The sequence below is a fragment of the Pseudoalteromonas sp. SS15 genome, assembly GCF_049257195.1.
Classification (GTDB): domain Bacteria; phylum Pseudomonadota; class Gammaproteobacteria; order Enterobacterales; family Alteromonadaceae; genus Pseudoalteromonas.
Map to the genome: position 1 here is coordinate 266960 of NZ_JBMMUD010000002.1, position 12889 is coordinate 279848.

The following is a 12889-nucleotide window of genomic DNA, read 5'->3' on the forward strand; positions in this document are numbered from 1 at the left end:
AATGGCTTTTTTTATTGAGTTTTTAGGCAAACATACTCTTCACATCTTCAAGTGTTGAGAGGTATTCATCACTGGTGAACATTTCTAAAGAGCGAATGACACTTTTATCTTCGTACATTTTTAAAGACGCAGCCTTGTCTGACACCTGCAAGATACCTTCAGCAATGGCGCCAACACGAATAAAGTCAACATAACAGACATGATCTGGCTTATAGTTCGGGTTTGACCAGCTTTCAGCAACTTCTACGAACTCATCGGTAAAGCCCCATTCACGCATAATGGCACCACCAATCTTACCTGCGAGCTTTTGAATGGCGTGTGCTAAGAAGCTTGGGTTTGCAAATACTTCCGGATGACGTTCTGCTTCGGTTAATATGGGTAAAACACCAATGTTGAAAACGAGTGACGCAAGCGTAATGGTATCTTTGTTCAGTGACGTGTGTTTGTTAACACGAAGGTAAAAGTCCATGCAGGTAATGGCTTGGCAGGCTACCTTTAATGTTTTCTGCCAGGCTTTGTCCATGTAGGTTTTAATTAACTTGTTATTAGAGACAAACAGCTGCTCCATCGCCATAGCGGTTGCTATATTTTTGATTTGTCTAAGACCAATTCGTGTCACAGCCTGATTTAATGTATTTACTTTTACAGAGCGCCCCATAAACGCACTGTTTGCCACCTTTATCATACGTGCCGCGAGCGCAGGATCTTGTGAAATCACATCAGCCATTTGCATCAGGTTTACTTCTGGGTCATCTGCAGCTTGTCTCACTTTCACTGCAATTTCAGGTAAGGTTGGTAACACCAAAGTGTCGTTGTTAATCCTATCTATTAAGATAGTCAATAATGCATTTTCTGTAGACATAAGCTAGAGTCCCTCGAGTAACGTGTGATACGCGCAAACGTATTATTTTTTATACCCTTATTATTTACTTAGTTGGGTATAAGGTTACAATTCTATATCAATAAATTGTTATGCTTTAAGGAAAATATAGTCACATAAAGGAGTCTTTAGCAACTTTTATCTCCCAACAACAAAAAATTTCACACATCAAGAAATAGAGCATAATCATGAAACTAGACCAAGTCTTTACAGTGTCGCTATATGACTGACATTCAGAACTTCGACTTTAGAAAACTGACCTATACACTAATTGAAGACTCAGTAAAGTAATCCACCATTTTGTAGCTTACACCCAAACTGTACCTATGAAGCCCAACCACTAAAAGAAAGTTAGCCTGCCCATTTATGTGGGATTAATGGTCATGCATATATCCCCAAACGAAAAATCTTATATTCTTCCGTAGGACACAACTTTCCAACCCAATGTTTTAATTAACAATTCGTTACATTCAAACAGCCCAAAATTGTTTATTTCTGATAATGTACCTAGTTCAAGGAAAACTAAAGGAGTTTAGACTTTGCGCCCTAAAATGTTACTACTGAGTGCTGCACTAATGATGGCAACCTCTGCCAGCATTGCAGCTAATAACGATGCATTGGTTTATCAAGAACCATCACAAGAAATAAAAGAGCTCGTTGATGTAAAACTGGCCCCGTACACTTTAATCGATGATAAGCGCGAAAATATGCTGCTCATTTATCGGGATAGCTATAAGTCAATTGCCGACTTATCAATTAAAGAGATGCGTTTAGCTGGCTTACGTATTAACCCTGTCACTAACATTGGTAGTCGTGTTACTTACTTTAATGAAGTAAAAATTCAGCCTGTCGGTAAAAGTAAAATTAAGACTGTGAGTGGCCTGCCTAATAATCCACGTTTAACTAATTTCAGTTGGTCACCTAACCAGAAATATATGGCGATGACACATACCACTGAAACAGGCGTTGAACTGTGGGTTGTAGACATTAAAAAAGCCAAAGCACGCCGTTTAACCGACGCAACGTTAAACGCAAATATGGGTAACCCAATCGATTGGCTCCAGGATAGCTCAGGTTTCATCGTAAAAATGTTGCCGGAGAATCGTAAGCCGCTCATCAATACTGAGCAGGCAGTACCAGTGGGACCAACCATCAGTGTCAGCGATGGTAAAAAAGCCCAAAACCGTACTTACCAAGACTTGCTTAAAAACAAAAATGATGAATTTAACTTTGAACAACTTGCTAGTTCATCATTAAAAAGAGTGACGCTGAGAGGAAAAGTCACAGATTGGGCTGAGCCTGGCATGTATGGCAGTATCACATTTTCGCCAGACGGTAATTATGTTTTAGTTGCTGAGTACGACAGACCTTTCTCATATCTAGTGCCTTATGACCGCTTTCCAATGACCTCTACCGTCTATACTAAACGCGGCAAAATAGTCACTGATATTGAAAAAGTACCACTTATCGAAGATCTACCTAAAGGCTTCATGGCCACACGTGAAGGTAAGAGAAGTATTCAATGGCGTGATGATAAACCAGCTACTTTAACCTTTGTTGAGGCACTAGATGGTGGTGACCCCGCAAAAGAGGTCGCTTTCCGTGATAAAGTAAGTCAGTTGCCAGCACCATTCGATGGCAAACCAAGCCTGTTGATCAAAACTCAGAATCGCTATGCCGATATTATTTGGGGTGATGACAATAACGCCATTGCCGTCGACTACTGGTGGAATACACGAAATACCAAAGAGTATTTATTTAACCCCTCTGATACATCTCAAAAACCAATCACAATTGTAGATCGTAACTATCAAGACAGATATAGCGATCCTGGTAATATTGTAACTAAGCGAAACCAATACGGCCGAAGTGTTATGGATATTGATAATGGCCAAGTTTATTTATTAGGTGACGGCTATAGTAAAGATGGCCAGTTCCCATTCTTAGATAAATTCGACCTAAAGTCGCAAAAGTCTGAGCGCCTATATCGCTCTGAGTATACTGACAGAATCGAAGATTTACGTGACTTTGATGTAGATACAAAACAACTACTTGTGCGTATCGAATCAAGTAGCGATTACCCTAACTATTACTTTAGAAAGCTGGGTAAAGACAAGCTGCAACAACTCACTGACTTTGAAAACCCGTTCAAAAGCATTCAAGACGTACAAAAAGAAGTTATAACCTACAAACGTGATGACGGCCTTGACCTAACTGGTACGCTTTATCTGCCAACTGATTATCAAGAAGGTAAGAAGTACCCGATGATCTTGTGGGCTTATCCTAGAGAGTACAAAGATAAGAGTAGCGCAGGCCAAAACACCCAAAACCCGAATGAGTTCACTTATCCGTTCTGGGGTTCTCCTATTTACTGGGTTAAAAAGGGCTATGTGGTGCTAGATGATGCTGCTTTCCCAATTGTAGGTGAAGGTGACGAAGAGCCAAACGATACCTTTAGAACTCAACTCGTTGCGAATGCAAAAGCTGCGATTGACGCGGTGGATAAACGAGGCCTCATTGACCGAAATCGAGTTGCAGTTGGTGGTCACAGCTATGGTGCTTTCATGGTAGCAAATTTATTGTCGCACTCAGACTTATTTGCAGCAGGTATTGCACGAAGCGGTGCTTATAACAGAACTCTTACGCCTTTCGGTTTCCAATCTGAAGAGCGTAGTTACTGGGAAGCACCAGAGGTGTATTACACTATGTCGCCATTTATGCATGCTGACAAAATGAAAACACCGCTACTCATTGTTCATGGTGACTCAGACAACAACAGTGGCACCTACCCAATGCAAAGTGAGCGTTATTTCAACGCACTTAAAGGCTTAGGTGCAACAGCTCGTCTGGTAATGCTGCCAAAAGAGTCACACGGTTATCGTGCCAAAGAAAGCATAATGCATCTGTTATGGGAGCAAGATCAATGGCTAGAGAAGTATGTTAAAAACAAACCAGCTAAATAACCTGAGCTAAGGTTAAAAAGCAAACCTAAAAAGCCTCACAACCGTGAGGCTTTTTAATAATGCTTATCCTTGAAGTGTTTATTAGCAAGGTCCTTTCCTTGACCAGCTTTATCTGCGGTTGCCAAGCTATCAAAGTCTGTGACATCTACATCTTTTCGGTACTCTCTAAAAAAATTGATTATCTTTTCAGGAAAGAGAAAGTAACCACGGTAACGACACTTTTTTTCAATCAAAATAACAAAAGTACGGACTGACACATACGCCACCCAAACCAATATTGGCGCAAAGAAAACCGGCAGGAGTTTAAGTAGCCAAATTGACAAGCATAAGGAGACTAAGCACTTTGCTTTTATTTTCCACTCACCGAGAAAACTATAAAACTCAAAATAGTCGAGTCGATTTAAATACCACTTGCCGATTTTAGTCCCGGTTTCATTTTGATACTTATACTCTCGACTCATAATTAACTCCTACACCTTTATTTAAAAGCTAGAACACCTTTTTAAGCTCAGCAATTTGCTCTTCGGTATAAGGCTTAGAAGGATGAAGCCCCCACACAGGTTTTGGCCAAGCAACATCATTGGTAAAGCGAGCAATATGATGAACGTGTAGCTGAGGGACCATATTACCTAGCGCTGCAACATTGAGCTTATCTGGGCTAAATACCGCTTGTAATGTTCGGCTTAGTTGTGCTGACTCTTGCCAAAACTGTGCTTGAAGCTTGTCATCTAAATCAATGATTTCACGGCAACCTGCAACACGGGGAACGAGAATAAACCAAGGGTACTGACTGTCGTTCATTAAGAGTACTTTACACAGTGACCAATCAGCCAGTTCAATGCAATCTCGTTGTAATTCAGGCGCTAATTCAAATGCCATAATAAAAACCCTCTTTCAATTATGTAGCTCACTTTATCCTAATACATTGCCAATGCCCATGCTTGCCGTTACCATCGCTCTACTTTTAATAACTAACAAGGTGATTTTGTGCGCATTACATTCAAATCAATGGCGCTAAGCTTACCGTTAATGGCCGCTGCAACCACAGCCGTTGCTCAACCATTAACTCTTGAGCGTATTTTTGATGATCCAGGTTTGGCTGGTAAAGCCCCTGTGCAACTTAAGTTCTCTCCTGACGGCAGTCGTGTTACTTACCTACAGGGTAAAGTGGATGACTACAACCGTTATGATTTATGGGAATACAACTTAAAAGACAACACAAATCGCCTATTAGTTGACTCTCAAGCGCTTTTCTCAGGTCCTGAAACCTTATCAGACGAAGAAAAAGCTCGTCGTGAACGTCAGCGTATTTTTGGTCGTGGTATTTTAGAATACAAATGGTCAGCAGATGGTAAAGCATTACTTTTCCCACTTAATGGCGACTTGTACTACTACCAAATCGCATCAGGCAAAAGCCGTAAGCTAACTAATACTGAAGCGTTTGAGACCGATGCCCGTTTCTCGCCAAAAGGTAACTTTGTTTCCTTCATTCGTGAGCAAAACCTATATGCCTTAGAGTTGAGCTCAGGTAAAGAAATTCAATTGAGCAAAGACGGTGGCGGCACCATTAAAAATGGTATGGCTGAGTTCGTAGCGCAAGAAGAAATGAGCCGTATGACGGGTTACTGGTGGTCTGGTGATGAGAGCAAGATTGCTTTTACCCGTATCGACGAAAGCCCAGTACAAGAAGCCATTCGTAACGAAATCTACGCTGACGAAGTAAAACTATTCAACCAACGTTACCCGTTCACAGGCACACCAAACGTAGAAATTGAACTGGGTGTGGTAAAGCTGAACGACCAAAAAGTAGATTGGATTGACCTTGGCGAAGACAAAGATATTTATATTGCCCGTGCTAAGTGGTTAAAAGACAATAAAACACTGTCTTACCAATGGCAGAATCGCTCTCAGCAGAAACTTGAATTACGTTTCTACGACAGCAAGCGCAAAACACAAAAAGTGGCACTGACTGAAACCAGCGATACGTGGATTAACTTACACTTTGACCTTCGCTTCTTAAAAGACAAAAAGCATTTTGTTTGGGCGTCAGAGCGCGATGGCTTTAAGCACCTTTATTTATACCGCACAGATGGCACGCTTATTCGCCAAATCACAAAAGGTGATTGGATTGTTGAAAGCATTAAGGCTATCGATGAGAAAAAAGGCATTGTTTATTTCTCTGGTCGTAAAGATACGCCTTTAGAAAGCCACCTTTACAGTGTACCGCTATTCAAAAAAGGTCATATCACACGCATCACTCAACCAGGCAGCTTCCACAGTGTGGTTGTTGCAAAAGACGCGAAAACCTTTATTGATAAGAGCTCATCAGTAAACAAACCAAGTTCTGTCGCTTTACGTAAAGTGAACGGTGATTTCATCACTTGGTTAGAAGAAAACAAACTAGATGACAAACACCCACTGACACCTTACCTAAGCAACTTAGTTGAGCCAGAGTACGGTACACTAAAAGCAGAAGACGGTCAGCTAATGCACTACCGTATCTTCAAACCTGCGAACATGGAAAAAGGTAAGAAGCACCCTGTTATGGTTAACGTGTACGGTGGTCCACACGCGCAACGTGTTACCAATAGCTGGCGTAGCAAAAACTTATACTTCCAATACATGGCACAACAAGGTTATGTGATTTTCCAATTAGATAACCGCGGTTCTTACAACCGTGGTAAAAAGTTTGAAGATCCTATCTACAAGTATCTAGGTGAAGTTGAAGTACAAGATCAGATCCGTGGTGTTGAGTTCTTACGCACGCTAGATTATGTTGACGCAAACCGCATTGGTATCTATGGTCACAGTTACGGTGGTTATATGGCGCTTATGACCATGTTTAAAGCAGGCGACTACTTCCAAGCGGGTGTTTCTGGTGCACCAGTCACTGATTGGGCACTGTATGACACACACTACACTGAGCGTTATTTAGGTCACCCTGCGACAAATGCAAAAGGCTACGAAATGAGTGCGGTATTCCCGTATGCTGATGGCCTAAAAGGTCCATTGATGATCTATCACGGTATGGCCGATGACAACGTATTATTTACACACGCAACTAAGCTATTTAAGCAACTGCAAGACGATGCTAAGCCATTTGAAATGATGACTTACCCAGGCTCTAAGCACAGCTTACGTGGTAAAAAAGTACAAACACACTTACATCAAACGATCACAAACTTCTTTAATCGTCACTTTAATATGTAAGCTATGTGGTGTTAATCACAACTTATCTAAGCCGTCACTCATGTGGCGGCTTTTTTATGCGCTAAGTCGTTCGCTACTGTGCATTGCCCTATTAATATAAAAAGAATATAAAGGAAAATATAAATATAAAATGAAGAGACCCCTATGCGCCAACAAGCCCTGATAGAAGCCAAGCAACTACTCGCCAACGCTAAGATGGCAGTGCTCTCTACTCACTCACATACTTTGCCAGGCTTTCCGTTTGGCTCAACAGTACAATTTTTTGCTAATACCCAGGGGCAAGTCTATTTATTCATTAGCGATATTGCCCAGCACGCTAAAAATTTAACCCATGACAACAAATTATCTTTAACGGTATTTGAGCAACAAGACAGTGAAGATCCACAAATGTCGCGCTTAACACTCGTCGCTGAGGCCACTAAATTTGAGCGTGATGATAGTGAGGGTTTAATAGACCAATTTGTAGAACACTTTCCAAGTAGCGAGCAATATAAAGATCTAACCGACTTTCATATTTGGGAATTGAATATGATAAGAGCCCGCTTTATCGCAGGCTTTGGTAAAATATTTTGGTTAGAAATGGATGAATGGATAACTGAGTAATTAGAGTGCAGTTAAAGCTTTAGAAGTAGCATCTTTTACTTTTTTAATCTTGGTATTTTGAAAGGGCTTTATATAACTCACTTTGCTCTATTGGCTTACCTATAAAGTTGTTAAAACCAACTTCTTTATAATTTTTTAAGTCTTCTTTCATCACATTGGCAGTAAGCGCTATCACTGTTTGTCCTGCTGATTCGTTGCGAATAAGCTTACACGCTTGTATTCCATCCATTATCGGCATTTGTATATCCATAAGAATAATATCAGGCTTTTTCGCTCTAAAAGTATCAACGGCATCTTGGCCATTTTCGACAAATATTAGCTCTGCCCGAGTACTTAAAAGCATAGCTTTAATCACCATAATATTAACGCTATTATCTTCAGCGATTAAGATTGTTTGGTTACTTAAATCCGGTACCGAAATAACGTCTTCATCTGAATCAATTTGCTTAACATTACTTTTCTGTAACGGTAAAAATACAACGACCTCAGTGCCTTCACCTTCCTGGCTCCTTGCTACTATCTCTCCCTTCATTAAATGCACCAAGTTTTGTGTAATTGCCATTCCTAAACCTGTGCCACCAAATTTACGAGTAACAGAATTATCTGCTTGAGCAAAACGCTGAAATAACGACTCTAAAGCAGACTCTGACATACCAACCCCAGTGTCGTTCACGCAAAACTCAATACCTTCAACCCCATTACGTTGCGCATTTACTACTTGAAGTTTAACACCGCCCTCTAAAGTAAATTTAACGGCGTTTGATGCCAAATTAAGTAATATTTGCCTGACTCTAACAGGGTCGCCTCGCCATACTTGCTCTACGTCATCTGCAATACTTACGTCAAAGTAAATAGGTTTACTTATTGCTATCGGGTTTAGATCTGAAGAGACCGATTCACATAATTTATATATTGAGAAATCGACCTCTTCAATGCTCAGTTGATTAGCCTCAATTTTTGAAAAATCTAAAATATCATTGATGATGGTCAATAGTGCGCGGCATGAAAATAAGGCTTTTGTGGTTAAATCAATATTCTCTTCTTTTTTCACATTACTTTGTAATACTTGCAATGTGCCCATAATACCATTTAAGGGAGTACGGATTTCATGGCTCATATTAGCAAGAAAATCTGATTTAGCTTGAGCCCCTTCTAATGCCTTGTCGGTTAGTTCATATTCCTTTGTACTGGCTGTAATTAATCTAAAAAAATAAACAAGTAATAATAAAATAAATACTACAACACTAAAAATATGAACAATGAATGCCAAAAAGAAGTTTTGGTTCAACTTTTCGCTTTCACGATGCAACCTAGCACGGATTTCAGAATCAAATTCAGCCAATACATTTAGCGCAGGTGTATCATCAACTTTAACAACTTTGTCTATCTCTTCGCTTGTCTTTTGTTGCTCAATCAAACTTTCTATTAGTATCAGTTTATTTTCATAATCAGATACAACGCGCGATAATTCTCTAAGAGATTGCTCACTATATTGCTCATAACTTTCAAGCTGATGTATCACAATTTTAATATCTTCAAGAGAGGCCTCTAGTTTAGGGAGGTATCTGTTGATGTCTTTTCTCAGCACTAGGTTTTTAAAATCATGGATAAAACCACCATAACCCAAATGCTGAACTAACCTATCATGTAATGAATAAACCTCAGCGGCATCTTCAGAATAAAGACGCCACTGTTCATCAACTTGCTTATAAAAATAAAACGAAGATAAAGTTAAAATAATACCTATAGAAATCACAGCGCATGTATAGGATACTAACTTTTTGCGCTGCTGATTGAGTTGATGCATACACTCTCGTTGTAGTTTAACTTCCTTAATAGCTTAAATAATTAAAGTTGAGAATGGCATAAAACTCCAATTCTATTTTAGTCCTTTATTTAATTAGTTCTTTCCTCTCCAGTCTCATCCATTTCCACCCATTCAGTTTCTTCAAGGGCTGCTTTGACCCACTTTTGCAAAGCTGGGCACTCAAGTACTTGCTGCATGTAGGCGGTTGCCAGCTCATTAAGCTCAATGCCATATGTCTTAAAACGTAACACCACTGGCGCATACATAGCATCCACGATAGACCAATCACCAAATAACCAGTCTCGATGTTGCTTATATTGCTCCGTGAATATTTGCTCAATACGTTGAATATCGCGCTGTGCTTGTTCGCTTAAAACAAGTTTACGCTTCGCACGGATATTCATCGGCATTTCGTTACGTAAAGCGTTAAACCCTGCATGCATTTCAGATGCAAGCGCTCTCGCTTTTGCTCTCTGACTAATTTCACTCGGCCAACCTTTCCCTGATAAATAAGTTTCACTTATGTACTCACAAATTGCGAGAGACTCCCATACAAGGCTATCGCCATCTACCAAGCACGGAACTTTCGCTGTTGGCGTGATATTTTTAAGCGTGCTAAAAAATTCAGGCGTTTCTAAATTGAGCTTAGTCTCTTCAAAATTAATACCTGACTTTTCTAGCATAAGCCAGGCTCTTAATGACCAAGTCGAGTAATTTTTATTAGCGATATATAGCTGCATAAATGATTTCCTTGTTAACTGCTTTGTTCTGTTTAAACGTCAATGTAAGTAATTTTATAAACCTTGACTAACTGATTATTCTTATACAACCTATAAGAAAATCGAATAGGTACTCACAATGGATATTGACGCGCTGCGCAGCTTTTTAGCTTTTATAGAAACAGGCAGTTTTACTCGCGCTGCAAAACAGGTGCATCGCACCCAAGCTGCCGTGAGTATGCAGATGAAAAAGCTGGAAGAAGATGTCGGTAAATGCCTATTTGAAAAACAAGGCCGATTATTAACCCTAAGCCAAGATGGTCGCCAGTTTAGTCACTATGCTAAGCAGCTATTGCAGCTCCATGATGAAACTTTGCAGACGATGCGTCACAGCGCGAGCAATACGCTGCTCAGACTGGGTTGCCCAGATGATTATGCCGACAACCTTTTACCTGAGCTGATTAAGCTCTTGCATGCGCAATTCTATAATTTGGACTTAAGAATAACTTGTTTGCCAAGTTTTAAAATCAAACAATTATTGGATGCGGGCGATTTAGACCTTGGGCTTATTACCCGCTCCCCCGACTCCGAAGAAGGTCAGCTCATATACCAAGACAAAGGGGTGTGGGTGTATAACCCTGAGCACACGGCTCACCTTAAATCACCTTTGCCGATTGCAGTATTTCAACCAGATTGTCGCTTTCACCAAGGTGCCATTGAAGGACTCATGAAAGCAAAAATTCCTTTTCAAGTAGTCGCGAGTTGTAGCAGCCTTGCGGCTTTACTGGGTTTGGTAAAACAAGGTGTCGCCATCGGTGCAATCGCAAATATATCTACCGCAGACTATAGCGTGTTAAATAACGCTGAGTTACCCACTTTACCCGGTGCTAATGTAGCTTTGATCCGCTGTCAAAGTCTGCGTAACCCTATTTCCCAAGAGATTTATGAGCAGCTAAGTCAGACTATGAGAACTTTTTCAGTAAACTAGCAAAAATTGAAATATCTACACATCTTATCTGACACTTTTTCACATTCTCATACATTCCGCCTACAACCGCTGACATTCCTCCAACAGACTCTAACAAGCTTGCGCTCTACTATGAGCACATCAAAACCAAACAGGAATGTTCATCATGAAAACTCGCGCACTATTATTAATGGCTTTACTATCATCAACGGCTCTAATGGGCCAAGCTCAAGCTTCTGAAGAAAAACACAAAGTTGGTATTCAACTTTCTGGTGGTGGTGCAGAATACAAAGGCTCAAGTAAAGACGGTGACGGTGTTGGTCAAGCGTATCTTTACTATAACTACCAGTTTTCACCAATGTTGGCTTTAGAAGTCGGTTTAAATGGCGGCAGTGAAGCTGATGACTGGGAATGTACTGAAGAGAACGATAATAAATTCACCTGTAAAAATAACGATAAGCCGCTGTTTAATTTAGATGCAAATAAATTAGAGTACAGTAACTTAGTGTTTGCAGGTAAAGGTGAATACTACCTAACAAAAAACAATAGCCTTTATGCTAAGTTAGGTGCGAACTTTTACGACTACGACATTAAACAAAACAGCAAAGTGCTGAATTCAGATGATGGCGTAGGCTTATTTGCAGAACTGGGCTGGGAATATGACTTTAATAATGGTATCGGCATTAATGCATCTTACCAGTACATGGATATGGGTGACCTAGATACCTATACACTGGGTGTAGGTTTAAGCTATCGCTTCTAGAAAGCACAATAATAATGCGTGTATCAATCATACACGCATTATGATTTATTTATCTTTTTTGTAGAGAAAATCCAATACAAGCAGTAATGATAAAATTACAGCTATCAAAATAAAACTTGATGACTCTGGATATATATAGCTATGAATTTGACTAACGATTAAACCAAGAGTGAAGAAAATTATTCCCTTATACTTCATATACGCTCCATAAATAAAAAACTCTAAAGGCTTACTTTTGGAATAGCACATCCTCAGTAGCAACCAATGCTCATAATTGCACAGAAAGCAAAATCAATCAAAATCATGGAAAAAAGTTAACTATATCTATCATGACCTTATAGAGTTCATGTTTTGTGATAATGACTTTATTATGTTTAGGTAAGCATCTGAGTGTATTCAGTGGCACAAAAAATAGAAAACCCTATTTACACGTAAAAACTCAGCATTCATATTTAAATTAAGAAAAGTAAATTGTAACTCCCCCAAAATATATACATACTTTCATTTAAGTTATCGCTTTATGATCTGCTGTTAGAAGAAGGTTAAAACCAAAAAAGGTTAACGCCAGTGTTAACCTTTTTTAGATAAATGAATTTATTAACCCAAGCTATGTGCTTTTAGGGCATCAAGGGGTATGTAGTCCAGAACTCTTTCATGGGTTGCATGAAGTTTTACCGGTGGCGCAACGCCTGCTTCATATGCCTCTTTCCAGCGAAGTGCACATAAACACCAACCATCACCAGGTTTTAACCCTGGAAAACCATACTCAGGTATCGGCGTGCTTAGGTCGTTGCCTCTTGAGCGTGTAAATGTTAAAAACGCTTCTGTTACAACGGCACACACAACATGAGTACCGATATCAAGATGATTTGTGTTGCAAAACCCATCCCTCATAAACCCGGTTAACGGATCACTACAACACAGCTGTAATTCACTGCCCAATACATTCAGAGCTTTCTTCTCTGTCATGACCTTTT

The 12889-nt window shown here is 39.8% G+C and carries 11 protein-coding genes; 5 read left to right on the forward strand and 6 right to left on the reverse strand.

Annotated features, from left to right (window positions below):
• Positions 1–22 precede the first annotated feature (22 nt).
• Positions 23–862 carry an HDOD domain-containing protein gene (locus tag AAEU28_RS05385; RefSeq protein WP_421963263.1) on the reverse strand — a complete coding sequence of 280 codons (840 nt, stop codon included), beginning with the start codon at positions 860–862 and terminating at the stop codon, positions 23–25.
• Positions 863–1419: 557 nt separating this feature from the next.
• Here AAEU28_RS05385 and AAEU28_RS05390 point away from each other — a divergent pair.
• Entirely contained in the window at positions 1420–3843 is a 2424-nt protein-coding gene (locus AAEU28_RS05390) for a prolyl oligopeptidase family serine peptidase (RefSeq protein WP_421963264.1), read from the forward strand.
• 53 nt (positions 3844–3896) lie between these two features.
• Here the strand turns inward: AAEU28_RS05390 and AAEU28_RS05395 are convergent, their stop codons facing one another.
• Positions 3897–4304 (reverse strand): hypothetical protein, encoded by a 408-nt coding sequence (locus AAEU28_RS05395; protein ID WP_421963265.1) that lies wholly within the window; start codon positions 4302–4304, stop codon positions 3897–3899.
• Between the two features lie 28 nt (positions 4305–4332).
• The gene (locus AAEU28_RS05400) at positions 4333–4722 is read right to left on the reverse strand and encodes an HIT domain-containing protein (protein WP_421963266.1); all 390 of its coding nucleotides are present in this window, start codon (positions 4720–4722) and stop codon (positions 4333–4335) included.
• Positions 4723–4851: 129 nt separating this feature from the next.
• Between AAEU28_RS05400 and AAEU28_RS05405 the strand changes: the two genes are divergently transcribed.
• Entirely contained in the window at positions 4852–7053 is a 2202-nt protein-coding gene (locus AAEU28_RS05405) for a DPP IV N-terminal domain-containing protein (protein ID WP_421963484.1), read from the forward strand.
• 144 nt (positions 7054–7197) lie between these two features.
• Positions 7198–7656 (forward strand): HugZ family protein, encoded by a 459-nt coding sequence (locus tag AAEU28_RS05410; protein WP_421963267.1) that lies wholly within the window; start codon positions 7198–7200, stop codon positions 7654–7656.
• A gap of 43 nt (positions 7657–7699) precedes the next feature.
• Here the strand turns inward: AAEU28_RS05410 and AAEU28_RS05415 are convergent, their stop codons facing one another.
• Positions 7700–9463: an ATP-binding protein gene (locus AAEU28_RS05415; protein ID WP_421963268.1), complete on the reverse strand. Its 1764-nt coding sequence runs from the start codon at positions 9461–9463 to the stop codon at positions 7700–7702.
• A gap of 89 nt (positions 9464–9552) precedes the next feature.
• Positions 9553–10203 carry a glutathione S-transferase family protein gene (locus tag AAEU28_RS05420; protein WP_421963269.1) on the reverse strand — a complete coding sequence of 217 codons (651 nt, stop codon included), beginning with the start codon at positions 10201–10203 and terminating at the stop codon, positions 9553–9555.
• Positions 10204–10321: 118 nt separating this feature from the next.
• On the opposite strand from AAEU28_RS05420, the gene AAEU28_RS05425 reads away from it, so the two are divergent.
• Both AAEU28_RS05425 and AAEU28_RS05430 read left to right on the forward strand, forming a co-directional pair.
• Positions 10322–11170: a LysR substrate-binding domain-containing protein gene (locus AAEU28_RS05425; RefSeq protein WP_421963270.1), complete on the forward strand. Its 849-nt coding sequence runs from the start codon at positions 10322–10324 to the stop codon at positions 11168–11170.
• 145 nt (positions 11171–11315) lie between these two features.
• Positions 11316–11912: a porin family protein gene (locus tag AAEU28_RS05430; RefSeq protein WP_421963271.1), complete on the forward strand. Its 597-nt coding sequence runs from the start codon at positions 11316–11318 to the stop codon at positions 11910–11912.
• A gap of 597 nt (positions 11913–12509) precedes the next feature.
• Here AAEU28_RS05430 and AAEU28_RS05435 read toward each other — a convergent pair.
• Positions 12510–12881, reverse strand: a complete 372-nt coding sequence (locus AAEU28_RS05435; RefSeq protein ID WP_421963272.1) for a DUF2237 family protein — start codon at positions 12879–12881, stop codon at positions 12510–12512.
• Positions 12882–12889 lie beyond the last annotated feature (8 nt).